At 64.3% G+C, this 23,192-nt stretch carries 32 protein-coding genes; 13 read left to right on the top strand and 19 right to left on the bottom strand.

Features of this window, described 5'->3' with window-relative positions:
• Positions 1-20: 20 nt before the first annotated feature.
• The 4 genes from LCL94_RS07960 to gluQRS all read right to left on the bottom strand — a co-directional run bounded on the left by LCL94_RS07960 (position 21) and on the right by gluQRS (position 2,627).
• Entirely contained in the window at positions 21-893 is an 873-nt protein-coding gene (locus LCL94_RS07960) for a 3-hydroxyacyl-CoA dehydrogenase family protein (RefSeq protein WP_224831728.1), read from the bottom strand.
• 71 nt (positions 894-964) lie between these two features.
• Positions 965-1,543, bottom strand: coding sequence for a cob(I)yrinic acid a,c-diamide adenosyltransferase (locus LCL94_RS07955; RefSeq protein WP_224831727.1), 579 nt, complete (start codon positions 1,541-1,543; stop codon positions 965-967).
• A gap of 13 nt (positions 1,544-1,556) precedes the next feature.
• Positions 1,557-1,787 (bottom strand): HIG1 domain-containing protein, encoded by a 231-nt coding sequence (locus LCL94_RS07950; protein WP_160608769.1) that lies wholly within the window; start codon positions 1,785-1,787, stop codon positions 1,557-1,559.
• Positions 1,788-1,796: 9 nt separating this feature from the next.
• Complete coding sequence (gluQRS, locus tag LCL94_RS07945) at positions 1,797-2,627, bottom strand: tRNA glutamyl-Q(34) synthetase GluQRS (protein ID WP_224831726.1); 831 nt, start codon at positions 2,625-2,627, stop codon at positions 1,797-1,799.
• 103 nt (positions 2,628-2,730) lie between these two features.
• Here gluQRS and LCL94_RS07940 point away from each other — a divergent pair, with 103 nt between their 5' ends.
• The 3 genes from LCL94_RS07940 (at position 2,731) to LCL94_RS07930 (ending at position 4,316) form a co-directional block, all read left to right on the top strand.
• Entirely contained in the window at positions 2,731-3,339 is a 609-nt protein-coding gene (locus LCL94_RS07940) for an HNH endonuclease (RefSeq protein ID WP_160608767.1), read from the top strand.
• Positions 3,340-3,391: 52 nt separating this feature from the next.
• The gene (locus LCL94_RS07935) at positions 3,392-3,910 is read left to right on the top strand and encodes a GNAT family N-acetyltransferase (RefSeq protein ID WP_224831725.1); all 519 of its coding nucleotides are present in this window, start codon (positions 3,392-3,394) and stop codon (positions 3,908-3,910) included.
• Between the two features lie 130 nt (positions 3,911-4,040).
• Positions 4,041-4,316 (top strand): hypothetical protein, encoded by a 276-nt coding sequence (locus LCL94_RS07930; RefSeq protein WP_224831724.1) that lies wholly within the window; start codon positions 4,041-4,043, stop codon positions 4,314-4,316.
• 19 nt (positions 4,317-4,335) lie between these two features.
• Here the strand turns inward: LCL94_RS07930 and kynU are convergent, their stop codons facing one another.
• The 7 genes from kynU to dksA form a co-directional block, all read right to left on the bottom strand.
• Positions 4,336-5,553, bottom strand: a complete 1,218-nt coding sequence (kynU, locus tag LCL94_RS07925; protein WP_224831723.1) for a kynureninase — start codon at positions 5,551-5,553, stop codon at positions 4,336-4,338.
• Positions 5,546-6,193, bottom strand: a complete 648-nt coding sequence (gene kynB, locus LCL94_RS07920; protein WP_224831722.1) for an arylformamidase — start codon at positions 6,191-6,193, stop codon at positions 5,546-5,548. Before kynB ends, kynU begins: the two co-directional genes overlap by 8 nt.
• Positions 6,190-6,981 carry a tryptophan 2,3-dioxygenase family protein gene (locus LCL94_RS07915; RefSeq protein ID WP_224831721.1) on the bottom strand — a complete coding sequence of 264 codons (792 nt, stop codon included), beginning with the start codon at positions 6,979-6,981 and terminating at the stop codon, positions 6,190-6,192. The genes kynB and LCL94_RS07915 overlap by 4 nt, the downstream gene beginning before the upstream one ends.
• A gap of 62 nt (positions 6,982-7,043) precedes the next feature.
• The gene (locus LCL94_RS07910) at positions 7,044-7,415 is read right to left on the bottom strand and encodes a DUF4112 domain-containing protein (RefSeq protein ID WP_224832685.1); all 372 of its coding nucleotides are present in this window, start codon (positions 7,413-7,415) and stop codon (positions 7,044-7,046) included.
• Positions 7,416-7,519: 104 nt separating this feature from the next.
• Entirely contained in the window at positions 7,520-8,977 is a 1,458-nt protein-coding gene (locus LCL94_RS07905) for an ABC transporter substrate-binding protein (protein WP_224831720.1), read from the bottom strand.
• A gap of 39 nt (positions 8,978-9,016) precedes the next feature.
• Positions 9,017-9,376, bottom strand: coding sequence for a PilZ domain-containing protein (locus tag LCL94_RS07900; protein ID WP_224832684.1), 360 nt, complete (start codon positions 9,374-9,376; stop codon positions 9,017-9,019).
• Between the two features lie 123 nt (positions 9,377-9,499).
• Complete coding sequence (gene dksA, locus LCL94_RS07895; protein WP_160608759.1) at positions 9,500-9,958, bottom strand: RNA polymerase-binding protein DksA; 459 nt, start codon at positions 9,956-9,958, stop codon at positions 9,500-9,502.
• Between the two features lie 270 nt (positions 9,959-10,228).
• Between dksA and LCL94_RS07890 the strand changes: the two genes are divergently transcribed.
• Positions 10,229-10,561 carry a sel1 repeat family protein gene (locus LCL94_RS07890; protein ID WP_160608758.1) on the top strand — a complete coding sequence of 111 codons (333 nt, stop codon included), beginning with the start codon at positions 10,229-10,231 and terminating at the stop codon, positions 10,559-10,561.
• 3 nt (positions 10,562-10,564) lie between these two features.
• Here the strand turns inward: LCL94_RS07890 and LCL94_RS07885 are convergent, their stop codons facing one another.
• The 5 genes from LCL94_RS07885 to LCL94_RS07865 are packed head-to-tail and all read right to left on the bottom strand — an operon-like array spanning position 10,565 to position 13,730.
• Positions 10,565-11,701 (bottom strand): GNAT family N-acetyltransferase, encoded by a 1,137-nt coding sequence (locus LCL94_RS07885; protein WP_224831719.1) that lies wholly within the window; start codon positions 11,699-11,701, stop codon positions 10,565-10,567.
• Complete coding sequence (locus LCL94_RS07880) at positions 11,698-12,471, bottom strand: glycerophosphodiester phosphodiesterase family protein (protein WP_224831718.1); 774 nt, start codon at positions 12,469-12,471, stop codon at positions 11,698-11,700. Before LCL94_RS07880 ends, LCL94_RS07885 begins: the two co-directional genes overlap by 4 nt.
• The gene (locus LCL94_RS07875; RefSeq protein WP_222554900.1) at positions 12,443-12,901 is read right to left on the bottom strand and encodes a RidA family protein; all 459 of its coding nucleotides are present in this window, start codon (positions 12,899-12,901) and stop codon (positions 12,443-12,445) included. The genes LCL94_RS07880 and LCL94_RS07875 overlap by 29 nt, the downstream gene beginning before the upstream one ends.
• Positions 12,898-13,527, bottom strand: a complete 630-nt coding sequence (locus LCL94_RS07870; RefSeq protein WP_224831717.1) for an HAD family hydrolase — start codon at positions 13,525-13,527, stop codon at positions 12,898-12,900. Before LCL94_RS07870 ends, LCL94_RS07875 begins: the two co-directional genes overlap by 4 nt.
• Positions 13,524-13,730 carry a DUF3572 family protein gene (locus LCL94_RS07865; protein WP_412070793.1) on the bottom strand — a complete coding sequence of 69 codons (207 nt, stop codon included), beginning with the start codon at positions 13,728-13,730 and terminating at the stop codon, positions 13,524-13,526. The genes LCL94_RS07870 and LCL94_RS07865 overlap by 4 nt, the downstream gene beginning before the upstream one ends.
• Positions 13,731-13,871: 141 nt before the next feature.
• On the opposite strand from LCL94_RS07865, the gene LCL94_RS07860 reads away from it, so the two are divergent.
• The 4 genes from LCL94_RS07860 (at position 13,872) to LCL94_RS07845 (ending at position 16,331) form a co-directional block, all read left to right on the top strand.
• Positions 13,872-14,240 (top strand): response regulator, encoded by a 369-nt coding sequence (locus LCL94_RS07860; RefSeq protein WP_160608753.1) that lies wholly within the window; start codon positions 13,872-13,874, stop codon positions 14,238-14,240.
• Positions 14,241-14,348: 108 nt separating this feature from the next.
• Positions 14,349-14,591, top strand: coding sequence for an acyl carrier protein (locus tag LCL94_RS07855; RefSeq protein WP_224831716.1), 243 nt, complete (start codon positions 14,349-14,351; stop codon positions 14,589-14,591).
• On the top strand, positions 14,591-15,841 hold the full coding sequence (spt, locus tag LCL94_RS07850; RefSeq protein WP_224831715.1) for a serine palmitoyltransferase: 1,251 nt from the start codon (positions 14,591-14,593) through the stop codon (positions 15,839-15,841). The genes LCL94_RS07855 and spt overlap by 1 nt, the downstream gene beginning before the upstream one ends.
• Positions 15,842-15,899: 58 nt before the next feature.
• A complete protein-coding gene (locus LCL94_RS07845; RefSeq protein WP_224831714.1) occupies positions 15,900-16,331 on the top strand; it encodes an OsmC family protein in 432 nt (143 codons plus the stop codon).
• A 52-nt stretch (positions 16,332-16,383) separates the two neighbouring features.
• Here LCL94_RS07845 and LCL94_RS07840 read toward each other — a convergent pair whose 3' ends face one another.
• Entirely contained in the window at positions 16,384-17,229 is an 846-nt protein-coding gene (locus LCL94_RS07840; RefSeq protein ID WP_224831713.1) for a sterol desaturase family protein, read from the bottom strand.
• Between the two features lie 110 nt (positions 17,230-17,339).
• Between LCL94_RS07840 and LCL94_RS07835 the strand changes: the two genes are divergently transcribed.
• A complete protein-coding gene (locus LCL94_RS07835) occupies positions 17,340-17,966 on the top strand; it encodes a Crp/Fnr family transcriptional regulator (protein WP_224832682.1) in 627 nt (208 codons plus the stop codon).
• On the opposite strand, the gene LCL94_RS07830 is transcribed toward LCL94_RS07835, so the two are convergent.
• A complete protein-coding gene (locus LCL94_RS07830; protein ID WP_224831712.1) occupies positions 17,963-18,604 on the bottom strand; it encodes a YqaA family protein in 642 nt (213 codons plus the stop codon). The two genes, LCL94_RS07835 and LCL94_RS07830, sit on opposite strands and share 4 nt — an antisense overlap.
• 214 nt (positions 18,605-18,818) lie before the next feature.
• Between LCL94_RS07830 and LCL94_RS07825 the strand changes: the two genes are divergently transcribed.
• From LCL94_RS07825 to LCL94_RS07810, 4 genes are all read left to right on the top strand, one after another.
• Positions 18,819-19,262 carry a hypothetical protein gene (locus LCL94_RS07825; RefSeq protein ID WP_224831711.1) on the top strand — a complete coding sequence of 148 codons (444 nt, stop codon included), beginning with the start codon at positions 18,819-18,821 and terminating at the stop codon, positions 19,260-19,262.
• Entirely contained in the window at positions 19,252-19,602 is a 351-nt protein-coding gene (locus tag LCL94_RS07820; RefSeq protein WP_412070776.1) for a hypothetical protein, read from the top strand. Before LCL94_RS07825 ends, LCL94_RS07820 begins: the two co-directional genes overlap by 11 nt.
• Positions 19,603-19,799: 197 nt before the next feature.
• The gene (locus tag LCL94_RS07815) at positions 19,800-20,930 is read left to right on the top strand and encodes an OmpA family protein (RefSeq protein WP_318245572.1); all 1,131 of its coding nucleotides are present in this window, start codon (positions 19,800-19,802) and stop codon (positions 20,928-20,930) included.
• Positions 20,931-21,092: 162 nt separating this feature from the next.
• Positions 21,093-21,560: a superoxide dismutase family protein gene (locus LCL94_RS07810; protein WP_224831710.1), complete on the top strand. Its 468-nt coding sequence runs from the start codon at positions 21,093-21,095 to the stop codon at positions 21,558-21,560.
• A gap of 12 nt (positions 21,561-21,572) precedes the next feature.
• Here the strand turns inward: LCL94_RS07810 and LCL94_RS07805 are convergent, their stop codons facing one another.
• Positions 21,573-23,189 (bottom strand): MFS transporter, encoded by a 1,617-nt coding sequence (locus LCL94_RS07805; protein WP_224831709.1) that lies wholly within the window; start codon positions 23,187-23,189, stop codon positions 21,573-21,575.
• Positions 23,190-23,192 lie beyond the last annotated feature (3 nt).

The following is a 23,192-nucleotide window of genomic DNA, read 5'->3' as shown; positions in this document are numbered from 1 at the left end:
GCAGGCGGCCTGCGCGGTTCCTAGCGTGTGGGGGTCGGGACCTCGCCCGAGTAGTCGTAGAAGCCGCGACCGGTCTTGCGGCCGAGCCAGCCGGCCTCGACATATTTCACCAGCAGCGGCGCCGGACGGTACTTGCTGTCACGCGTGGTCCGATACAGCACCATCAGGATGTCGAGGCAGGTGTCGAGCCCGACGAAATCGGCTAGCTGGAGCGGGCCCATCGGGTGGTTGAGACCGAGGCGGCAGCCCTTGTCGATGTCCTCGATACCGGCGGTAGACTGGCCGAGGACGAAGATCGCCTCGTTGATCATCGGCAGCAGGATGCGGTTGACGACGAAGCCCGGCTCGTCCTGCGACAACACGACTTCCTTGCCCAGCGCCTCGGCAAAGGCCTTGGTGCGCGCGGTCGTTTCCTCGCTGGTGGCAAGGCCGGGAATGACCTCGATCAGGCCCATCACCGGAACCGGGTTGAAGAAGTGCAGGCCGATGAACCGCGCCGGATCGGGCGAGTAATTCGCCATGCGCGTGATCGGGATGGAACTGGTGTTCGACGCCATGATCGCACCGGCGCCCAGCTTCTCGCCCGCCTTTTCGAAGATGGCCTTCTTGATTTCTTCCTTCTCGGTCGCCGCCTCGATGATCATCTCGGCTTCGTCCATGCGGGCATAGTCGCCCACCGGCGTGATGCGCGACAGCGCCGCCTCGGCATCGGCGATCTCGATCTTGCCGCGGCCGACCAGCTTGCCGAGCGCCTTGTCGATGCCTGCGTGCGCTTTCGCCGCGACTTCGAGGCTGACATCGGCCAGCAGCACCTGCATGCCGTGCTGCGCAATGGTCTGCGCGATGCCCGAGCCCATCTGGCCCGCACCGATGATCGCGATTGTCTTGGTCACTTGGAAATTCCTTCGCACGTGCAGCAAAGCGCGCGGTCTAGCGAAGGTGGAGGGGGCTGGCTAGCGGCCAGTTAACGGTTTTGGCCCGGAATCCACTTCACGTCCGCCCTGCCGCCGTCATTGGCCAGCCGGGCGAGGACGAAGAGATAGTCCGACAGGCGGTTGATATAGGCGAGCGCCTGCGGGTTGACCGGCTCTGCCGCAGCCATGGCCGTCATCGCCCGCTCGGCGCGGCGGGCGGATGCGCGTGCGACATGGAGGCGCGCCGCGGCTTCGCTTCCGCCCGGAAGTACGAAGCTGGTCAGCGGCTCAAGCTGTTCGTTCGCCTCGTCGATGGCCTGTTCGAGCCAAGCGACCTGGCTGGCAACCACGCGCAGGACCATTTCGGACGGCGCGAAATCCTCGCCCTCGCCCGCAGGCGTGGCAAGGTCGGCACCGAGGTCGAACAGGTCGTTCTGGATGCGGTAGAGCGTATCGCCCGGCGCGCTGCCCGCCAGCACGACAGCCGCAACGCCGAGGGCGGAATTCGCCTCGTCCACCGCGCCGATCGCTTCCATGCGCGGAGCGTGTTTGGCAAGGCGCGAACCGTCGACGAGGCCGGTGGTCCCGTCGTCGCCCGTGCGGGTATAGATTTTGTTGAGCTTTACCACCCCCGCAGCCCGCCTAGCTGGCGACTGCGAGCATGATCGCGATGATGATGATCGCCACCGCCTGCCACTTCACACGCGCCATCATGGCACGGTTCTGTTTGAGCTGCATTTCGGTCGCATCGACCTGCTCGCCGCTCTCGAGGTCGATCTTGGTGCTTTGCAGGAAAGCGACCACGCCGCGAACGAGCGAAACGACGACCATGACCATGGCCGCGATGAGCAGGATAACGAAGAAGGTGTTCATGGGCACAACCTAGGCATTGGCGAGGGAAATTCCAGCCGGAAACTCTCCAGCGCGCAGGCGGGCGGCAAGTTCCCGTCCGTCTTCGCCGTCCTTGCGCCGCTGGGCGAGGCTGGGCGAGTTGCGGCGCTTGGCGAGTTTCTGCCCGGTCTCGTCCAGCAGGATGGGATGGTGATGGTATTCGGGCACCGGCAGCCCCAGCAATTCCTGCAGGACGCGGTGGATATGCGTCATGGCGAAAAGGTCCTGCCCGCGCGTCACCAGCGTCACGCCGTCTGCGGCATCGTCCAGCGTGGCGGCAAGATGGTAGCTGGCCGGCGCATCCTTCCGGACAAGCACGACATCGCCGAAGACCCGCGGATCCGCGACCATCACGCCATTGGTCTCGTCTTCCCAGATGACCTCGCCCACCCGCGCCAGCGCCTTGTCGACGTCCAGCCGCAGCGAGACGGGCTTTTCGGGATCGAAGTTCTGCCCCTTGCAGGTGCCGGGATAGATGGCCCCTTCCGGCCCCAGGCGCGGTTCGAGGGCGGCGATTTCGGCGCGCGTGCAGGTGCACGGATACAGCAGCCCTTCGTGGAGGAGGAACTGCGCCACCTCTTCGTAATTGGCGAGGCGGGTGGACTGGGCGGGCACTTCCTCCCACTCCAGCCCGAGCCAGGCGAGGTCTTCGCGGAATTCGTCGGGCTTTTCGGGGAGCGAGCGCACTCCGTCGATATCCTCGATCCGCAGGAGGAATTTCCCGCCACGTTCCCTGGCAATGTCGTGTGCCACCACCGCCGAATAGGCGTGTCCCAGGTGGAGCGAACCATTGGGACTTGGGGCGAAGCGCGTGACTACCAAATGACCGGACTCGCTGGATAAGCCTGTGGAAAGCCTGTCTGTAACAGTCTTGACCCGTATCTGTGCAAGTGCATTCTCACAGCCATCGGGGAGGAACGCCGAAGTGTTCAGGGCCGAACTGCTTGAACGGGCCGCCAGGTTCCGAAGTACGGACGGGGATCCGACGCGCAATCTGCAGTCGTGTCCGTCACTCGTCCTGAACGCCGATTACACCCCGCTTTCCTATTACCCGCTCAGCCTCTGGCCATGGCAAACCGCGATCAAGGCCATCTTCCTCGACCGGGTGGACGTCATCGCCACCTACGACCGCGAGGTCCACTCCCCCAATCTCGACATGAAGATTCCCAGCGTGATCGCGCTGAAGCAATATGTGAAGCCGAGCGAATTTCCCGCCTTCACCCGCTTCAACCTGTTTCTGCGTGACCGGTTTTCCTGCCAGTTCTGCGGGGACATGAACCATCTCACCTTCGACCATGTCATTCCGCGCCGGCTGGGCGGCAAGACGACATGGGAAAACATCGCCACCGCCTGCGCACCCTGCAACATGAAGAAGGGTGGCCGCACGCCGAAGCAGGCGGGCATGCAGCTTTACAACGAGCCGATCCGGCCGACGCACTGGCAGCTGCAGCAGCATGGCAAGATGTTCCCGCCCAACTACCTCCACGAAACCTGGCGCGACTGGCTCTACTGGGACATCGAGCTGGAAGAGTGAGGGAGCGGACATTCGCTTGACCTCCGCAACATGCCGCGGTTAGCCCGCATTGATGACAGCTATCTCGATCCTGCCGGTCCAGCCTGACGAGGTTTCTAACTTGGCCGCGATCGGGCGCCGGACCTTCGAGCAGACTTTCGCAGCCGGAAACAATCCCGACGATTTTGCCGTCTACCTCGACCGGGCATTTTCCCATGGGCAGCTCGAGCAGGAACTGCAAAATCCGGAATCCCACTTCTATTTCGCACGGATCGGGGAGGAGATTGGCGGATACCTCAAGACCAACACCGGGGATGCCCAAACCGAGGCAGTCGAAGGTCGGACGCTTGAGATCGAGCGCATCTACGTCGACGAGGCAATGCAGGGGACCGGCGTCGGCAAGGCGCTCTTCCAGCATGCCATAGGTCAGGCCCAGGCCATGGCGGCCGATGCCGTATGGCTCGGGGTGTGGGAAGAAAATCCCAAGGCGATCGAGTTCTATTCGCGGCAGGGCTTCACGGCTTTCGGCGAACACGAATTCACGATCGGGGACGACGTGCAGCGCGATATCCTGATGCGCCGCGCCCTCTAGTTCGGGTCTTGATCAAGCATTGCGGCGGCAGTCACCGCAAGTGTATGGACGCGATTAAAAGCTTGTCCGAAAATATCATCACAATTATTGAAGAACTGGCGCTGATCTTGGCGTAAGGAACTAATCAATCATGAAAATTACTGGCGTCGCCTTCCTCCTGCCGCTGGTGGCAGCACTGGGCGGTTGCGTTTCGACGGCGATCGACCAAGCAGGCAACAAGCTGGCCGATCTGTGCGAGTCCAACGGACCGAACACGCGGATCGCTTCTCCCACTGCGGAATCGCAGGGCGGGATGTTCGGCAATGTCGTCGTGACCGGCGATTGCGTCTCCCCCGGCGACGAGGGTTACGAAGAAGCCATGACGATTGAGGAATACCGCGCCAGCCTCGGCAAGCGGCCGGAGTAGGCACACACGGCCAAGCCTGTCAGGTGACGGCTGCTCGCTCGCGAAACTCGCTGCGCTGCCACTCGCCGGTCTCGAGCACCTCGGCGAGGTGCCGTACGGCCTCGGCCATGTCTTCGAAACGCAAATAGGCAGGCGCGAACCCGAAACGCAGGATATCGGGGTCGCGGAAGTCGCCGATCACGCCGCGCGCGATCAGCGCCTGGCAGATAGCGTAGGCGTCGTCATGGCGGAACGAGAGCTGGCTGCCGCGGTGAGCGGGATCTGCAGGGCTGACGAGGTCAAGCTCGACACCCGCTTCGGAAAGGCATTGGCGGAAGAATTCCGACAGCCTTTGCGACTTGGCAAAAAGCCGCTCCACCCCGATTTCGGCGATGAGGTCGATGCCCACTTCCAGCGCTGCGAGGCCAAGGATGCCGGGCGTACCGCACAGCAGGCGATCGACGCCCGGAGCCGGCGTGTAGTTGTCACTGAACTCGAACGGCCTGGCATGTCCCATCCAGCCGCTAAGCGGCTGCGCAATGGCATCGTGATGGCGCTGAGCGACGAAGGCGTAGGCCGGTGCTCCCGGGCCACCATTCAGGTACTTGTATCCGCAGCCGACCGCGAAATCGGCTCGGCAGGCCTCGAGGTCCACCGGAAGCGCGCCGCCCGAATGCGACAGGTCCCACAGCACCAGCGCGCCCGCCTCATGCGCCGCGCGGGTGAGTGCCACCATGTCGAAAAGCTCGCCCGTCTTGTAGTGCGCGTGGGTGAGGAGGAGCAGCGCGACATCATCATCCAACGCCTCTGCCAATTCCTCGCGGGCGACCAGCCTACGCTGCGCCAACCCCTGCTTTTCGAGGCCTTCGATCATGTAGACGTCGGTCGGGAAATTGCCTGGCTCGCTCAGCACGATTTTGCGGCCCGACCGCATCGCAAGCGCAGCGGAGATGAGCTTGTAGAGGTTCACCGAGACGCTGTCGCAGGCGATGACTTCGTGCGGCTGCGCGCCGATGAGCGGAGCGATCTTGGCCCCGACGCGCTGCGGCAAGTGAATCCAGTCGACGCTGTTCCAGCTGCGGATGAGATCCTTGCCCCACTCGCCCCGGACGACCTGTTCGAGACGCGCCGGCGTGGCCTTGGGCAGGCAACCGAGGGAATTGCCGTCGAGGTAGATGACGCCCTCGGGCACGTCGAAACGGACGCGGAAACTTGCCAGCGGGTCCGCCGCGTCGAGGCTGCGTGCGCGCTCAAGCATCGGGCAGTTCCCGCAGGATCGCGCGGGTGAGCCCGGCATCGCCGCCGCCCACCTTGAGCGGCAGGGCGATGAGTTCGTAGCGGCCCTCCGCGACATCATCGAGCACGAGACCTTCGAGGATGCGCATGTCGTTTCTCGCCACGGCCTTGTGTGCATCCATGGTCTTGGAATCCTGCGGATCAACGCTGGGTGCGTCGGTTCCGACCAGCTTCACACCCTGCAGCGCAAGCCACTCGATCGTCTCTGCGGCGATGGGCTTCCAGTCGCTGCGCCATTCGTCATGCGGGAAGGCGTCCCAGGTGCGGAACAACACGCGGTCGGCGCTGCCGAGGTGCGGCAGGTCGGCGACGTCGATCTCGCCGGAAACGCCGCGTGCATCCACCACCAGACATTCACCGATGAAGGGATCGAGTTCCATTCCGGCTGCGTCCAATCCGGCAGCATCATAGTGCAGCGGCGCGTCGGCATGGGTGCCCGAATGCGTACTCATCACCATCCGGCCGACATTGACGGGCGAGCCGTCCTCCATCCGCCACGTCCGCTCGAATTCGAAGGCGGTATCGCCCGGCCAGACGGGCAGTCCGGGGCGCAGCACCTGGCTGATATCCCATATCTGCCGCGAGCTGCGCCAGAAACTCATATCGCGGTCCTCACGCTCAGCAGCTCGGGGAAGAAGGCCTGCTGCAGGACGCCCGCGAGGTAGGGCACGCCGGGCGTGCCGCCGGTGCCGGTCTTGAAGCCGATGATCCGTTCCACCGTCTTCAAATGGCCGAAGCGCCACCGCTGGAAGTGATACTCGAGGTCGACCAGCTTCTCCGCCAGCTCGTAAAGGTCCCAATGTGCCTTGGGATCGCGGTAGATTTCGGCCCATGCCGCCTCGACCTCGGGCGAATGCGCCCACGGCTCCCCGACATCGCGGTCCAGGACCTCGGCAGGAATGGCGAAGCCGCGCCGCGCGAGCAGGGCGACCGTCTCGGCGTAAATGCTCTTGCGGCCAAGCTCGGCGCGCAGCTGCCCCGCCACCTCAGGCGTGGCCTCGTGCATCTTCACCATCGCCGGCTTCCGGCCGCCAAGGAGGAATTCCATCATCCGGTACTGCGCGCTCTGAAACCCGCTGGACGAACCGAGGTGCGGCCGGATCGTCGAATAATCGTGCGGGGTCATCGTGCTCAGCACGTCCCAGCTCTGGATCAGCTGTCCCTGTGCGCGGGCGACGCGGGCGAGCATCTTGAAGGATGGGCGCAGCCGGTCCTCGCGGATGCAGTCGCGCGCGGCGAACAGTTCGTGCAGGCACAGCTTGAGCCACAGTTCGCTCGCCTGGTGGACGATGATGAAGAGCATCTCGTCATGCGCATCCGACGAGGGGTGCTGCGCCGCCAGAATGCGGTCGAGATCGAGATAGGAGGAATAGGTCACGTCCTGCGTCATGCGCGCAGCCTTATGGCCGCAGGAACCGCCGCGCAATGGCCGCGACCCCGACGCAGGCAAAACTACTGGTCGATGACGCGCGTCTCGGGGTGGTGACGGTCGAGATGCTTCTTGATCGTCTTCACGTTCTTCGTGTTTGACCGGTAAAGCACGTCGAAAGCATCGCCCAGCAGCGGCACGGCGCCTACTGCGGTGTCGAAGCCAATGCGGCCCATCATGTGCCACAGCTTCCACTTGGGAATGCCCAGATTGCGCGCTTCCCATACGATATAGCTGCCCATGGCCGCGGTAATGATATCGCCCAGTACGGGCACGAGGCCGATGATCGTATCGAGACCGATCCGGTAGTTCGTGCCCGGGATGACCATGCTGCGCTCGAGGATCATCTCCAGCGCTTCCACCCGGCGGCGGATGGATTGGGGGTCGTTACCCATGGGCAGTTCGATGCCGAATGCCTGCGCAGAAGCGCGGTCAGCACGGGGCTCCTCGCGACCGGTGTAGATATCGATCGGGGTCAGGCGATTGTCGTCCATGCCCTTTAGATGGGCGCGAGGGTCAGCGGGAACAAGGGATGGAAGCCCCAGGGGTTCTCCGAAAAGCCTTCGACTTCAGAGCGTGTCTGGGTCCAGCGGATCGGTGCGCCGAGGGGGATGTAGAGGTTTGTCGCCGCCAGCGTGCTCTCGGCCTCGAGCAGGTAGGAGGCCTCTTCCTCGGCATTGGCGGCATCGGTGGAGAGCGAGACAAGGAAGTCCACATCTTCGGAGCAGATACGCGGCGAAATGCTGCAATTGAACTGGTTGAGGAACCAGCGCGGCCCCGCATAGCGCGCAACACGGTCGCGCAGGACCATGTCGGCCCGAACTTCCGATGCGGCGCGTTCAAGCACGATTCCGACTGCAGAGAGGTCCTTGGCGAGGCTGGCAAAGAGCAGGTCCGAACCGGGCCCTTCGGGCAGTGCAAGGGAGACACTCGGCGCGCTGCCGTTCGAGGCGCGCCACCCGGCCGCCCGCTGCGCCGCGCGCGCCCTGCGCTGGTCGAGCGACAAGCCTTCCCAGCGCTCCGGCGAAGGTGCGATGCCCGGCAGGTCCGACGGGACGATCCGGGCAGAAGCGCTCCAGCCGCCGATGCCCAGTGCGCTGGCGATGGCATTGCGGTCGATGGCCAGGGCAATCGCTTCCCGGTTCGCTGCATCTGCAAGGAAGCCGCGCTGCTGCCTGACGTCGAGGCCGAACAGGCCGATGGCCGAATCGAGCCTCACGGTCGCGCGCGAAAACGTGCTTGTGGAGGCGCGCGGGAGGTCCTGTATCCGCCCGCCGAGGATGAGGTCGTAGCGGTTCTGCTGGAAGCCTTGTGCCGCCTGTTCGGCAGGCACGGTCTGGAAGCGGATGGCGCGCATGCCTTCGCCCCACTCGGGCTGCGATGGCTGGCCGCGCAATTCGGGCGCCATCGCTTCGAGCAGCCAGGCATCGCCGTCGCGCGCCGCGCTCATCGGGCCGGTGCGGGCCGCCTCTGCCGAGACGCCGAGCTCCGGCTGGGCCAGGACCTGCAACAGCCCGGGCATGGGGCTCTTCAGGCGGATTTCGACCACGCGTCCCGTCATGGCCCTGATCTCTGCGACTTTTTGCAAGTCGAGGCCGAGACTGGTGCCATCCAGCCGCGCGATCGTGCGCCGCAGCGAATCGCGCACCATGGTTGCTGTCAGGCGCTCGCCATTCGGCAGGTCGAATTCGGTGATCCGGAAGATGTAGCTTTCGCCGTCATCGGTGACGATCCAGCGTTCGGCGATGCCGGGAACGACCTCGCCGGCGGCATTCAGCCGGACGAGGCCCTGCTGTGTCGACGCGCGCACCAGCTGGGCGGCCGGACCGATGCGCAGCCCTTGCTCGAAGGCATCCTCGGGTTGCCCGATGAAAGCGACATCAAGCACACCGTCATCCTCGCGCCCCGAACAGGCGGCAAGGACCAGCACGGCAAGGGTAAGAACGACGCGGCGCATTGCGCTGGGTTAGCAGCGCACCGCCGTCGTGCAAGGCAATCAGATCTTGCGAAGCTGCGAAGGGTCGCGCTGGTAGAAGCCGATCGGCCGCGTATGGCGCGGAGCGGCACTTTCCGAGACGGCCATCACCGCACGGGCGGCCTTGGCGTCGATCTCTTCCTCGAAGGCGATGCCGAAGCGGCTGCCCTGAGTCCACGCGACGACGCCGCGAACCGGCTTGGTATTGCGCAGTTCCACCGTGACCCGGTCCCCGCGCGAGAGGGCCAGCAGCCCTTCCGCCATCATGCCGCCGTCCGACAAATTGCGCACCTTGACCCTGACCGCCTCGCCAGTCGGACCGGCGTGCAGCGTTGCAGTCAGGAAGAGACTGTCACGGTTCAGGTTTCGCGTGTCTATCATCGACAAGGGAGTGGGCTCCGAGCAGCTTCGCGCGCCGACCCGAAAACCGGGTGCGCTGCCGCCGAAACTAGCGATTTACCGATGAAGAAATGGTTACCCGCGCAGCAAGATTTCCTAGGGAAATCAATCGTCGCGCGAGATCTTTTCCTTGCGTTCGTGCGCGGTCTGCGCCTCGACTGTCATGGTGGCGACCGGTCGAGCGATAAGACGGCGCAGGCCGATCGGATCGCCGGTAACCTCGCAATAGCCGTATTCGCCTTGGTCGATACGGCGCAGCGCAGCGTCGATCTTGGCGATGAGCTTGCGCTGGCGGTCGCGGGTGCGCAGTTCGATGCCCCAGTCGGTTTCCGACGATGCGCGGTCGTTGAGATCGGGTTCGCGGATCGGGCCGTCCTGCAAATGCTGGAGAGTGAGCCCGGCCGCGTCGTGGATCGATTTCTTCCAGTCGAGCAGGAGCATGCGGAAGTAATCGAGCTGCTGGTCGCTCATGTATTCTTCGTCGTCGGACGGAACATAGTCCGGAGCGACAGCCGCCTTTGCCTTGGCGAGCTTGTCGGAAACACTCGAAGCCGAAGTGGCCATTGACCTCGTAATCCTTCTACCCATCGGAACGGATGCCGCGTCGCCCTGCTGGTCCGGATCTTTCCGGTACCTCGCCGCCTGTTCGATGGCGCGGCCTATAGGTCGCACGACTTTCCGGCACAAGGCGCAATCCCAATCCTTTCACCGACCTGTGGCAAATGGACCGCATCCCCCGCGGGGTAACGAAAACCGCGTTAACCTTTTATTGACCATAACAGGCGAGGACTGTCCTCACCCGGCGGGGGGCCGGGCCAATGGGGGAAGTTCGAAATGACCGTACTGACGAGCATCGAAGGGGGCGCCGGCCGCATCGACCAGACCGGTGAAGGCGAAGCGACCATCGCGGAATATCTGGGTGCCTTTGCCAAGGGCAGCATCGACGCGCTCTACGACCTGGGCGTTGCTTTCTCGACCGGCAGCCACGGCGTGGCCTGCGACATGATCGAGGCGCACAAGTGGTTCAACATCGCCGCATCCAAGGGTCACGAGGAAGCTGCCTGGTGCCGCGCCGACATTTCGGACGAAATGACCGCCCGCGAAATCTCCGAAGCCCAGCGCCGTGCTCGCCAGTGGCTGTGCGAAGGCGAACGCCGCGTCGCCTGATCCCTACCCGCCGCGCCTGAACGGGGTGCGGCGCGCGAGGTGGTTGCGATCGGCCGCCACTCCGGCGCGTTCGCGTGTCAGGAAATCGGCCACCGCCTCGCGAAAACCCGGATCGGCGATCCAGTGCGCCGAGACCGTTTCGACAGGTTCATATCCGCGGGCCAGCTTGTGCCCGCCCTGCGCGCCGGCTTCGACCCTGTCGAGACCCAGTTCGATGGCAACATCGATGGCCTGGTAATAGCACAGTTCGAAATGCAGGAAGCGCACGTCCTTCGTGCAGCCCCAGTAGCGCCCGTAGAGCGCATCTCCCCCGATGAAATTGAGCGCGCCGGCAATCGGCAGCCCGTCTTCCAGCGCAAGGATCAGCAACAGTTTCTCGCCCATCCGCTCGTGGAACAGGTCGAAGGCCTCCCGCGTCAGATAGGGCCGGCCCCATTTGCGTGCGCCGGTGTCCTGGTAGAAGACCCAGAAGGCATCCCAGTGTTCGGGCCGGATCTCCCCGCCCCGCAGCTTCACGATCTCCAGCCCTTCCTGCGCCGCGGCGCGTTCCTTGCGCAAATCCTTGCGCTTGCGCGAGGTGAGCGTGGCGAGGAAATCGTCGAAATTTGCAAACCCGCGATTGTGCCAGTGGAACTGGAGGTCCTTGCGGATCAGCCAGCCGGCCTTTTCGAACAGGGCGACCTGCGCCGGTTCGATGAAAGTCGCATGCGCGCTCGAAAAGCCGTTCTGCAGGCACAATTGCTCGGCCGCTTTCAGGAGGGACGCGGCAAGGCTCTCGTCCGACAGCAGCAGGCGCGGGCCCGTCGCCGGCGTGAAAGGCGCAGCGATCTGGAGCTTGGGGTAATACTGCCCCCCCGCCCGCTCGTAGGCATCGCCCCAGGCATGGTCGAAGACATATTCGCCCTGGCTGTGGCTCTTCAGATAGGTGGGCATGGCAGCGAGCGGCGGCCCGCCTGCCGAAGAGATGACCAGCGGCGCGCTCTGCCAGCCGGTGCCGGGACCGACACTGCCCGAATCCTCCAGCGCGGTGAGGAATTCGTGCGATACGAAGGGATTGTCCCCGGCAAGCGCGTTCCAGGCATCGCGGTCGATCGCGCCCACCGATCCCGCCACCCTTGCCGCCAGGTCGCCCTCGCTCACGCCAGTCCCGCTCCTTCCGCGATCAGGGCGTCGGCATGCTCTTCGCCGACCGCGCGGCTTTCGGGCGAGTTCACCGTCCAGGTGAGGACCGGCATACCGCGCGCCTTCAGTTCCGCGACCATCGGGTTCGGCAGGGCCGCGACATGGTAGGCGATGAATTCGGGGCGCGCCGCCCACAAGGCGAGATGGCGGCTGGCGGCCGACTGCGTGTAGCCGCGCTCGTCCTCGCGCATGACGAGGCCGCGCACCGTTTGCGGGTTATGCCTGGCGAACCAGCGCGAGACGCGCGGATCGAAACTCATCACACCGTGGAGACCGACATAGCCTTCCAGCGCATCGGCTACCCGCCGGCAGGTCAGTTCGACATCGTAGCCGCGCCGCGACTTGATCTCGATCAGCAGCGGCACCCGGCCTGCGACCATCGCCAGCAGCTCGGGCAGGTCCATCGGCCGGTCCTCGCTTTCGAGATAGGCCAGCTCGCGCCATTCTTCGCGGGTCAGCGCTTCCGTCTTCTCCGGTCGCCCGACCAGCCGGGCGAAATCCCAGTCGTGGAAGACCATCGGCCAGTCGTCGGCACTGCGCTGGATATCGCATTCGAGCCCGAGGCCCGCTTCCACCGCGGCGCGAAAGGCGCTCGGCCCGTTTTCGATACGGCCCGGCCCGTGAAGGCCGCGATGGGCATAGGTCCATGTCCGCAGCCACTCGACCCGCACGGGGTCGGGTGCCGGAACGACCAGCCGGTCAATGAGGGCGAAGGGCGACAATCGCATCGACCTCGACCGCGGCGTCGAGCGGAAGGACCGGCACCCCGACCGCGCTGCGCGCGTGCTTGCCGGCATCGCCGAAGACCTCGGCCATCAAGTCGCTGCAGCCGTTCACGACCTTGGGCTGGTCGGTGAAATCGGGCGTGCTGGCAACGAAGCCGCCAAGCTTGACCACCTGTTCCACGCGTTCGAGCAGCCCGGCTGCCTTGAGCTGGGCAAGTATCATCAGCCCGCAGGCGCGCGCGGCCTGCTGGCCGGTTTCGAGCGAAACGTCGGCGCCCAGCTTGCCGGTGACGAGCTGGCCGTCGACGAACGGCAGCTGGCCCGACAGGAAGGCCATGTTCCCGGTGACGACCACGGCCTGGTAGCTGGCGACCGGTGCCGCCGCCTGCGGCAGGGTGATGCCGAGTTCTGCCAGTTTCGCTTCGATGCTCATGCTTCTTCCCTCTCCAGTTCGCCCATCAGCCAGGGCAGCGCCTCGGTCCAGCAGTCGATGCGGGCATCGGCATGGCCGGAGGTGTGGGCACAGTCGATATGCGGGGCAAGCATGGGCTCGCCGCACAAGTGTAGCGTGGTGATCGACCCGATCGTCTCGCGTGCGGAGCGGTGGTGCTGCGCAAGGTCGTCGATGAAGATCGCCTTGGTCGGATTGTATTCTTCGAGGATGCGCTGCAGCGCCGGGCCCTTGGGGCCCTGGTTGGTGAAGACCCGTGCGGTCAAACCGTGGTCGGCCAGCTGCTCGGTGCGCATCTGCTGGCGCTTGTCGACGAGGTTGGTCAGCACCACCACGTCGGCCTTCTCGCCCAGCGTGTTGATGCCCTCGATCGCGCCGGGAATGGGCGACTGGCGATGCATTTCGGTATCGAAGAAGCGGCCCAGCATGTGCCAGATTTCTTCGGGCGCAAGATATTCGCCGCTTTCCTGCCAGCGCAGCGCTTTGGAAAAATCGTTCGTGCCCATGTGGAAGTCGACGCCCTGCGTCTCGTCCAGCCAGTCGCGGAAGGGCGACACCATGTAGAGCAGGACTTCGTCGCAATCGGTGATGATCAGCGGGCGGCTCATTGTGACAGGCTCCTGTAGGCAGCGACCAGCGCTTCGGGCGTCGTGCCCAGCGCATCGGCTGCCGAGATAAGGTCGGGTTCGTGATTTGCGAGGAATTCGAGCACTGCGGCCTGCACTTCGCGTTCGGCGATGCCGTGGCGCAGGCGTTCGGGCGTGAGGCCGGTCAGCGACAAGAGGCGCTCTGCCCGGCGCTCGTCGACCAGCGCCCAGCCCAGCGCTTCCAGCGCCAGGACTTCCGGCGCGCGCGTTTCGTCAGCTTTGTCCGATGCAGGAATTGTCAGCCCTTTCGCTTGTCCCTATGCCGCCTGCCGGTACTTGCGCCATTCGCAGGAGACGGCAGGCCCGTGGCAAGAAGAATCCTCGTTGTCGAGGACAACGATCTCAATCGCAAGTTGTTCTGTGACGTGCTCAAGGCAAACGGGCACGAAGTTGTTCCCGTGGCCGACGGCAACAACGTGCTGGCGACGGCGCGCAAGTTCTCGCCCGACCTCGTCATCATGGACATCCAGCTGCCCGGCGTGAGCGGGGTCGACCTGATCGCCGAAATAAAGCGCGACGGCGAACTGGCGAAAGTGCCGGTGCTGGCCGTGACCGCCTATGCCGGCAAGGGCGACGAGGAACGGATTCGCGGTGCCGGGGCAGAGGATTATCTCGCCAAGCCGGTGTCTATCGGCCCCTTCATGGCCGCCGTGCGCCGCCTGGTCGGCGAATAGGAACGCGCCGCCGCGCTTGACAAAACCCTGCGGAAACCGCTTTGCCGCGCCAATGGTTATGAACCGCAACAGCTGCGGCTCGCCACGCATTACAAGGACAGGACCTTCATGGACCGAGCGGAAGTCGACGCGAAGATTCGCGAGATCGCCGAACCCTTCAACAAGAAGGGCGTCACCATCACCGAAGACACGAGCTTCCAGAACGACCTGGAATTCGACAGCCTGACGGTCATGGATTTCGTCGCCGAGATCGAGGACGAGTTCGACATCATCATCTCGATGAACCAGCAGGCCGAGATCGAAACCTACGGCCAGCTCGTCGATGCCGTCACCAAGATGCAGGCCGGCTGATGAGCGAGGGCATCTCCCAGCCGGACCAGCCGATCGAGCGCGAGGGCGAAGGCAAGGACCTGTTCTCCAAGTTCGACGACATCATCGCCATGCGCCAGGGCCTGCTCGACAGCGGTGTCGAGGATCCCTTCAACCTGGTGATGGAAAAGGTCCTCTCGCCAACACGCGCGATCTGCAACGGACGCGAGACGATCCTGCTCGGCACCTACAACTACATGGGCATGACCTTCGACCCCGACGTGGTCGAGGCGGGCAAGCAGGCGCTGGCCGATTTCGGTGCGGGCACCACCGGCAGCCGCGTGCTCAATGGCACTTACCAGGGTCACAAGGACGTCGAGGAAGCGCTCAAGGACTTCTATGACATGGACCATGCGATGGTCTTCTCGACCGGCTACCAGGCCAATCTCGGGATCATCAGCACCATCGCGGGCAAGGGTGATTACATCATCCTCGACATCGACAGCCATGCCAGCATCTGGGACGGCTGCGCGATGGGCAATGCCGAAGTCGTGCCCTTCAAGCACAACGACATCGAAGCGATGGAAAAGCGCCTCAAGCGCATTCCCGAAGGCGCCGGCAAGCTGGTCATCCTCGAAGGCGTCTATTCGATGCTGGGCGACGTCGCGCCGCTGAAGGAAATGGTCGCGGTCGCCAAGAAATACGGCGCCATGGTGCTGGTCGACGAAGCGCATTCGATGGGCTTCATCGGCGAACACGGGCGCGGCGTGTGCGAAGCGGCCGGCGTGATCGACGATTGCGATTTCATCATCGGCACCTTCTCCAAGAGCGTGGGCACGGTGGGCGGCTTCTGCGTTTCGAACCATCCCAAGTTCGAGATCATGCGCCTGGTGTGCCGCCCCTATGTCTTCACCGCCTCGCTTCCGCCGAGCGTGGTGGCGACCGCCTGCACCTCGATCCGCAAGCTGATGCACGGGTCGAACAAGCGCGCGCATCTCTGGGAAAATTCCAAGGCACTTCACAAGGGCCTGAAGGACCTGGGCTTCCAGCTCGGGACCGAGGAACCGCAGAGCGCGATCATCGCGGTGATCATGCCCGACCTCCAGCAGGGCGCGGCCATGTGGGAAGCGCTGATCAAGAACGGGCTCTACGTGAACCTCGCGCGTCCGCCGGCAACGCCTGCCAACATGACGCTGCTGCGCTGCTCGCTCTGCGCCGAACACAGCGAGGAAGAGGTCGGCCAGATCCTCGATATCTTCGAGAAGTCGGGCAAGGCCGTCGGCATCATCTGACAAGCCGGGAACGGCAGGTGCGGCCATCCGTCTCATCGGTGCAAAGGAGATTGCACCGATGAAGACGACCAATAGCGGCAGCGCGACCTACGAAGGCCTCGGCAAGGACGGCAAGGGCCATGTCTCGACCGGCTCGGGCGCGCTGTCGGACCAGCCCTACGGGTTCAACACGCGCTTCGAGGATGCTGCCGGGACCAACCCGGAAGAGCTCGTGGCCGCGGCCCATGCCAGCTGCTTCACCATGGCGCTATCGTTCAAGCTGGCGGAAGCCGGCTTCACCGACGGCAAGGTCGAAACCGAAGCGAAAGTGACGCTGGAAAAGCTCGACGGCGGCTTCACCGTGACCCGCTCGGCCCTGTCCACCAGGGGATCGGTCCCGGGAATGGACGAGGGGAAGTTCGAGGAACTGGCTGCAGACGCCAAGGCGAACTGCCCGATCTCGCGCCTGCTGGACTGCGAAATTACGCTGGAAACCGCCTTCGAAGGTTGAGCGGAAATGGAAAGACCGGCCGGAGGGTCGCGAAAACCGGCCGGCCTTTCCGTCAGGCGACCTTTGCGGTCGTCCCCTCTCCAACCGGTTCGTCCATCACCTTGTTCTCCGGGAAGATCGGCCACAGCAATTGCTGGCCGAGCGTTGCGGGCGCGAGATTCTCGACCCCGTAGCTTTCCGGGAAGGTGCGGGTGATCTTGGCCGTGCCGAACAGCACGTCCCAGAAGAACAGCAGGTTTCCGTAATTTCCCTTGTAGTGGACCGCCGGATCGTCGGCATGGCGGCCGTGGTGAGCATGGTGCGTGGCGGGCGTCGAGATGGTGCGCTCGACCACCCACATGACGGGCGAAAGCCACTTCTTCGCATAAAGCGGTTTGTCCCAGGCGACGTCCGAATGCGCGCCGGTGATGACCAGCAGCTTCACCACGATGTAGCCCGCATAGACCCAGCCGAGCCCGAGCCAGATCAGCACGCCCGACATCCACAGGCTGGGCATCATGGCGTAGTAGATGATGTTGTTCCGGTAGACGAGCCGCACGCTCATGTAGCGCGCGTTGTGGTGGGCGCGGTGGAGGTTGTAGAGCCATGGCGTCGAATGGCTCGCGCGGTGCCACCAGTATTGCAGCATGTCGTCGAGCACGAGGAACAGCGCGATCGCGGCGAAGATGTTGAGGCCCGACAGCGCGCCTGCATATTGCGGTGCGACCGTGTCGGCGATCTTGCCCGCCAGGAGCAGCACGGTCGGCTGGGTCACGGCGAGCAGCATGGTCATGCTGATGGCCTCGACGATCCCGTCGTCGCGCGACTGTTCTTCCTTCGAAAACAGGTTGGAGCGCCACAGCTCCAGCAGCGCGAAACCAAGGTAGATCGCCACGATGGCGATGGTCGATGCAGGCATGTGTCCTCTCCCCGGACAAACTTGTCGATTCGCCTTGTAGCGTTTACCGAGGTGCAAGAATGTCCAATATTTTACATTCTCGCACGACTCGGCGCTCGCTGGTGACACCCATGCTGTTCACCGCGCTCGATCCGTCGCTCCAGGCGCATTTGCGCAATGGCGGCGTCGACCGGGAATTCGCCGACGGGCAGCTTATCCAGCAGCGCGGGACGCAGGCGGACGGTTTCTGGCTGATCGAGGAAGGCTCGGTCATGGTCGGCCAGTTCCTGCCCGATGGAGAGTTCCGCGCGATGGCCCTGCTGGGCCCGGGCGAATCCTATGGCGAGCTGGCGGTGTTCTCCGGCCGCCCGCGCATCGTCGATGCCGTGTCGCGCGGGACCAGCCGCATCCGCTTCATCGCCGCACGCCGGTTCCTCGATGCGCTGGGCAATTACCCGGCATCGAGCAAGGCCCTGCTCGGCGCATTGTCGGCGCAGCTGCAGGACGTGCTCGCGATCCTTGCCAGCGTACGGCGCGGGACCAACCCTGCGCGACTTGCCGAACTGCTCGCCAACATGGCGGGTGAGGACGGGACGGTGGCGATCACCCAGCAGGAACTGGCCGAACTCCTCGGCGTGACGCGCGCGACCGCCAATGCAGCCCTGCGCGAATTGCAGGCGAAACGGCTGGTGGAACGCGGCTATGGCCGCATCAGGGTGCCCGACCGCGAGCGGCTCGCGGCCTATGCGCTTGGCTAGGCGCCCGCCTCGATAGCCGTGGCGTTGGCGCAGACGTCGTCGCTGCCTTCATCGCTGCTGCCGAACTGGGCGAGCACCAGCACGCCGCCCACCACCAGCACGACGAACAGCGTGGTCAGCAGGCCGAGGTACTTGTCGATCAACCGCTTGATCGGCGCGCCGAAGACGCGGAACAGGATACCGACCGTCATGAAGATCAGCGCGCGGGCGAACAGGCTCGACAGGACGAAGGTCACGAGGTTCATCCCGACGAAGCCGGCAGTGATCGTCAGCAGCTTGAACGGGACAGGCGTGGCGCCGGCGATCAGGATCGCCTCGAAGTCGTATTCCTTGAGGTGGCACGCCGCGACCGGGAAGGCTTCGCTGAGGCCGAGGCTGGAGATCAGCCACACGCCGACCGTGTCGTAGAGCCCCCAGCCGATCGCATAGCCGAGCAGCGCGCCCGCGACCGATGCCAGGGTGGCGACGGTGGCGAATTTCAGCGCCTTCTTCGGTTCGGCAAGGCACATGAGGCCCAGCAGCGGGTGCGGCGGGATCGGGAAGAAGGAGGATTCCACGAAGCAGAAAAAGGCCAGCCACCACACCGCATGCGGGTGCGCGGCCTTGTCCATCGTCCAGTTGTAGAGGCTGCGCAGCACCGGTGTGACCCTTCCCGTTGGAAGCGATGCAATTAGGCGAGCGCCGCCCTGTAGGCAAGCTCCCCGAGATAACCTATTTGGTTATTTTTTATTGACATCGTAACGCTATTTGGCTAGACAAATGGAACATCGCGATAGTGTGATTCGAACGGGCAGGGCCGCATCGGCCACCGCCCTTTTTCGTGTCCGCCGTCGTTTTCAATCGGAGGAGCGCATGGCGAAGAAGAACTGGGAGAGGATTTTCATCAACGCGCTGGCCGAAACCTCGAACGTGAAGGCCGCCTGCGAGCTGGCCGGCGTCAGCCAGAGCCTGGTCTACAAGACCCGCCGCGAGAAAGCCGAGTTCGCCCGCCAGTGGTATGCGGCCCTCGCCGAAGGATACGACAATCTGGAGATGGAGCTGCTCTCCCGCCTGCGCGAAGGGCGGCTCGAGGACATCGACAAGGACGGCAACAAGCGCAAGTTCGACATTGGCACCGCCTTTCGCTGCCTGATCGCGCACCGCGACACGGTAGCCAAGGAGAAGGGGCGCGCCACGCTCGACGACGAGCTTGCCACGATGAAATCGATCAATGCCAAGATCGACGAGATCCGCCGCCGCGAGGAAGCCGCCGCTGCCCTCGAAGCGAAGCGGGCGCGCAAGACCGATGGCCGCTAGGCCGCGCGAAAGCCGTGGAAGCTGGTTTCGCGCCGAGGGCGATGTCGGCGTGATCCGTCGGCGCGATCTCGACAAGGCGCTGCAGCCGCACGAGCGCGAGGCGCTGGGCAGCTGGCACTGGGAGGTCTGGGGGCGCGACGAACAGCTCGCCCCGCCGGGCGACTGGCGGGTCTGGCTGATCTGCGCCGGTCGCGGTTTCGGCAAGACGCGCGCGGGCGCCGAATGGGTGCGCGCGGATGCTCCTACTGAGCCTTCGGGAGGCAGCGTCATCGACGCCGAGGCCCGTACTGCCATCGGCGAGGTTGTAGCCGTTTTGCGACAGTTCGGCCTATTCGTCTGATTTGTCGGAACTAGTTTCAGGCGGTCACGTTAAAGCCGCGTGCTGGACGGGGAAACCCGCCGGACAACCCAGTAATCTGACGGGAATCGCGACATTCTTGCAACAGTTCCCGTTCAATGGCCGCTTGCCACCTTGCTGAGGGAAAGTTAGATAAGTTTCACTCGGTGGCTTAAATTCGCAAAAAGGGGAAATAAATAATGCGGAATTTCGTCCTAGGAATGGCGATGGCCTCTACGGCCCTTGCATCGCCTGCCCTCGCACGAGACAATTCGTGGTACATCGGCGCTGAATTCGGCCCGATGCTCGCGGAAGATCTCGACCTCGCCGTTCGCGATGCCGACGGCAACGAAACCAGCATCGTCAGCCTCGACACCGACTACGGTTTCGATGGCGGTGGTTATGTCGGTTATGACTTCGGTGCGTTCCGCCTCGAAGCAGAAGCCAGCTACCGCGATGCCTCGCTCGACAGCGTCGACGTCGGTTCCAGCCTCGCATACGGCACCGGCAGTGTCGCTCCGGCCGGTGAATATCCGGCGGCCGGCGGTGGTATCGATGCTCTCAGCTTCATGCTGAACGGTCTGTTCGACTTCGGTTCGGACGATGGCCTTCAGTTCTATGCAGGCGCCGGTATCGGTGTCGCTCGCACCAGCGTCGAAGCACGTGTCGTCGATTACGGCGCCGCTTCGATCGACGATTCGAGCACCGACCTTGCCTGGCAGCTGATCGCCGGCATCAACGCTCCGCTGAGCGACAGTGTCGACGTCGGCCTGCGTTACCGCATGTTCACCGCTGAAGACGTTGAGCTGGTCGACCTCGGTGGTCGTTCGCTCGACGAAAAGTGGCGCACGCACTCGCTTATGGGCACCCTGACCTACAACTTCGGTGCTCCGACCCCGCCGCCGCCGCCGCCGCCGCCGCCGCCGCCGCCGCCTCCCCCGCCGCCCCCGCCGCCGCCGCCCCCGCCGCCGGCTCCGGTGTGCCAGCAGGGCCCGTACATCGTCTTCTTCAACTGGGACGAGTCGGACATCACTCCGGAAGCAGCGACGATCCTCGACAACGCGGTTTCGGCTTACGCCAACTGCGGCATGGCCTCGGTCATGCTCGCTGGCCACACCGATACCTCGGGCTCGGCCCAGTACAACATGGGCCTGGCAGAGCGTCGTAACTCGTCGGTTCGCGACTACCTGACCGCCCGCGGCATCCCCGATGGCCGGATCAGCAGCGAAGCCTTCGGCGAAACGCAGCTTCGCGTTCCGACTGCCGACGGTGTCCGTGAACTCCAGAACCGTCGTGTGGAAGTCACCTACGGTCCGGGTTCGGGCATGTAATTCTACCCTTCAAGGTGGAAACAGGATTAGGGGCCGGAGCAATCCGGCCCCTTTTTCGTTGGGCCTTGCAGAAGCAAGAAACTTCCGAGGATCGATCACATGATAGCGAAGAAACTAGCCGCCCCTGCCCTGCTCGCTCTCGCTCTTGGCGGATGCAGCACGTTGAGCGACTTACCGACGGACCGCGTGGGCCAGGCGAGCCTGACGCTCGCAAACGGCGTTCCGGCAGGCACGGCGCAGCTCCTGTCGAACGGCACCACGGTGAGCATCGCCATTGCCGTTACCGGTATCGAGCCGGGCCCTCATGGCTTCCACCTTCATACGACCGGCAAGTGCGAAGCACCGGGCTTCACCAGCGCTGGCGGACATCTAAACCCGGCAGGTCGCCAGCACGGCAGCGAGAACCCTTCCGGCAAGCATTTAGGGGACCTGCCCAACCTTGTTGTCGGGGCTAACAGCACCGCTACTGCCGAGTTCGACCTCTCTGGAACGCGCGACCAGGTCCTCGCCGATATCTTCGACGCGGACGGAACGGCGGTGATGATCCATGCTGGCGCAGACGACTATCGCAGCGATCCTGCCGGCGATGCCGGATCGCGGATCGCGTGCGGGGTGTTGCGCCCCGCCTGATCGCCTACTGGCCTAGACGTTTTCCCCTGCGGCCCGGGCGCGCTCCACAACGCTCGCCCCGGCTGCAGGTACGAGCTTCATGGCAGCGAGCAGCAGCACCAAGCCGATCGGCACGGCGACGAGGGTCGACAGCACACCGAAGGACAGGTTGTCGCCGTTGGTGGCGGAGACATAGCCCGCCATGAACGGACCCAGCCCCAGGCCGACCAGCGTGGTCGACAGGAAGAAAGTTGCCGTCGCAAGGCCGCGCATCCGCGGCAGGACCAGGGCCTGACTGCTCGCAGCGGCTGCACCGAGCGCCGATGCCGAGAACATGTTGGCAAAGAAGCTAGCGATATAGAAAGTGACGAGCGCGTCGGTCGTGTAGGCGATTAGGAGCGCCGGGATCGGAGCCACGAGGCCGAACATCACCACGTAGAGACGGCCCTCGGGGCGACGCTCGAGCAGGAAGTCGGCGAGGCGTCCGCCCAGGATCACGCCGAGGAAGCCCGCCACTGCCGCAGGTGCACCGAGGAACCAGCCGAGGTCAGACTTCGCCGCGCCCAACGCGCGCTCCGCATAAGGGGCGCCCCAATAAGACCCCGCATAGGACATGAAGGCGACCATGCCGTATCCGAGGATGACGGTCAGGAAGGCCGGCGATCCCCAGGTCAGCTTGAAGGTGGGCAGGTCACGCGCCTTCAGACCCATAGCCCAGCTGAATACGGCGTAATAGCCGATGCCGAGGAAGAGCCACTGGTCCGATACTATGCCGGGTAGCAGTGCGGCACTGGCAGGTGCGATCTGGGTCATCACCCAAGCGAGGACAGCAAAGCCCACGAGGCCCGCAAGGTTGACCATCAACGCCGAAGTACCGCGCATGGCCGCGCCGAAAATCGTGAACGGCGGAATGACCTGGAACAGTTCGCGCAGGAAGCCGCGAAACGGCTCGGGATCTTCAGGCGTGGGCAGGCCGTCGATTTCGCCGCGGACCGGTTCGCGCAGGCTGAGGACCCAGATGGCGAGCAGCAGGCCGGGAATGCCGACCGCAAGGAATGCAGCCTGCCAGCCTACGAGCCCCAGCGGGCCGCCGCCGGGATATGCCTCGTTCCAGGCCTCGACCACCATCGCGCCGATCAGCAGCGAGATGCCGCCGCCGACATACAGGCCCGACGAATAGATCGCGAGGGCAGTGGCACGCAGTCGCGCAGGGAACCAGTCCGAAATGAGTGAATAGGCCGAGGGGCTGGCGGTCGCTTCGCCGACGCCCACGCCGATACGGGCAACCGTCAGGCCTGCCGCGGTCTTCGCAAAGCCCGACATTGCGGTCATGGCCGACCACAGCGTCAGGCCGATGGCCATCAACCGGACGCGCTTCCAGCTATCCGCCAGCTTGCCGAGGGGGATCCCGAAGAGCGCGTAAAAGACCGCAAATGCGGTCCCGTAGAGAAAGCCCAGATAGTCGTCGCCGACACCTAGGTCGGCCTTGATATCGTTGGCGAGGATCGAGAGAATCTGCCGGTCGATGAAGTTGAGCATGTAGACCACGACCAGCACGCCCAGTGCGTACCAGCTATAGGCAGGGACCTTCGCGTCTGGTTGAGCCGATGTCTGTGTAGCTGTCTCGTTGCTCGCATCAGTCTGGCTCAATCT

It is taken from the genome of Qipengyuania gaetbuli, assembly GCF_020171365.1.
GTDB lineage: Bacteria > Pseudomonadota > Alphaproteobacteria > Sphingomonadales > Sphingomonadaceae > Qipengyuania > Qipengyuania gaetbuli_B.
Note: the sequence above shows the minus strand (reverse complement) of the source record. Positions and strands in the feature narration are given on the sequence as shown.

What these genes read in the sequence shown, in the direction of transcription:
- LCL94_RS07950 (WP_160608769.1), bottom strand. Translation starts at nt 1,787, where the DNA reads ATGAACACCTTCTTCGTTATCCTGCTCATCGCGGCCATGGTCATGGTC.
- LCL94_RS07935 (WP_224831725.1), top strand. Translation starts at nt 3,392, where the DNA reads ATGACAGCTATCTCGATCCTGCCGGTCCAGCCTGACGAGGTTTCTAAC.
- LCL94_RS07930 (WP_224831724.1), top strand. Translation starts at nt 4,041, where the DNA reads ATGAAAATTACTGGCGTCGCCTTCCTCCTGCCGCTGGTGGCAGCACTG.
- kynU (WP_224831723.1), bottom strand. Translation starts at nt 5,553, where the DNA reads ATGCTTGAGCGCGCACGCAGCCTCGACGCGGCGGACCCGCTGGCAAGT.
- kynB (WP_224831722.1), bottom strand. Translation starts at nt 6,193, where the DNA reads ATGAGTTTCTGGCGCAGCTCGCGGCAGATATGGGATATCAGCCAGGTG.
- LCL94_RS07915 (WP_224831721.1), bottom strand. Translation starts at nt 6,981, where the DNA reads ATGACGCAGGACGTGACCTATTCCTCCTATCTCGATCTCGACCGCATT.
- LCL94_RS07910 (WP_224832685.1), bottom strand. Translation starts at nt 7,415, where the DNA reads ATGGGTAACGACCCCCAATCCATCCGCCGCCGGGTGGAAGCGCTGGAG.
- LCL94_RS07905 (WP_224831720.1), bottom strand. Translation starts at nt 8,977, where the DNA reads ATGCGCCGCGTCGTTCTTACCCTTGCCGTGCTGGTCCTTGCCGCCTGT.
- LCL94_RS07900 (WP_224832684.1), bottom strand. Translation starts at nt 9,376, where the DNA reads ATGATAGACACGCGAAACCTGAACCGTGACAGTCTCTTCCTGACTGCA.
- dksA (WP_160608759.1), bottom strand. Translation starts at nt 9,958, where the DNA reads ATGGCCACTTCGGCTTCGAGTGTTTCCGACAAGCTCGCCAAGGCAAAG.
- LCL94_RS07890 (WP_160608758.1), top strand. Translation starts at nt 10,229, where the DNA reads ATGACCGTACTGACGAGCATCGAAGGGGGCGCCGGCCGCATCGACCAG.
- LCL94_RS07880 (WP_224831718.1), bottom strand. Translation starts at nt 12,471, where the DNA reads ATGCGATTGTCGCCCTTCGCCCTCATTGACCGGCTGGTCGTTCCGGCA.
- LCL94_RS07875 (WP_222554900.1), bottom strand. Translation starts at nt 12,901, where the DNA reads ATGAGCATCGAAGCGAAACTGGCAGAACTCGGCATCACCCTGCCGCAG.
- LCL94_RS07870 (WP_224831717.1), bottom strand. Translation starts at nt 13,527, where the DNA reads ATGAGCCGCCCGCTGATCATCACCGATTGCGACGAAGTCCTGCTCTAC.
- LCL94_RS07855 (WP_224831716.1), top strand. Translation starts at nt 14,349, where the DNA reads ATGGACCGAGCGGAAGTCGACGCGAAGATTCGCGAGATCGCCGAACCC.
- spt (WP_224831715.1), top strand. Translation starts at nt 14,591, where the DNA reads ATGAGCGAGGGCATCTCCCAGCCGGACCAGCCGATCGAGCGCGAGGGC.
- LCL94_RS07845 (WP_224831714.1), top strand. Translation starts at nt 15,900, where the DNA reads ATGAAGACGACCAATAGCGGCAGCGCGACCTACGAAGGCCTCGGCAAG.
- LCL94_RS07840 (WP_224831713.1), bottom strand. Translation starts at nt 17,229, where the DNA reads ATGCCTGCATCGACCATCGCCATCGTGGCGATCTACCTTGGTTTCGCG.
- LCL94_RS07835 (WP_224832682.1), top strand. Translation starts at nt 17,340, where the DNA reads ATGCTGTTCACCGCGCTCGATCCGTCGCTCCAGGCGCATTTGCGCAAT.
- LCL94_RS07825 (WP_224831711.1), top strand. Translation starts at nt 18,819, where the DNA reads ATGGCGAAGAAGAACTGGGAGAGGATTTTCATCAACGCGCTGGCCGAA.
- LCL94_RS07820 (WP_412070776.1), top strand. Translation starts at nt 19,252, where the DNA reads ATGGCCGCTAGGCCGCGCGAAAGCCGTGGAAGCTGGTTTCGCGCCGAG.
- LCL94_RS07815 (WP_318245572.1), top strand. Translation starts at nt 19,800, where the DNA reads ATGCGGAATTTCGTCCTAGGAATGGCGATGGCCTCTACGGCCCTTGCA.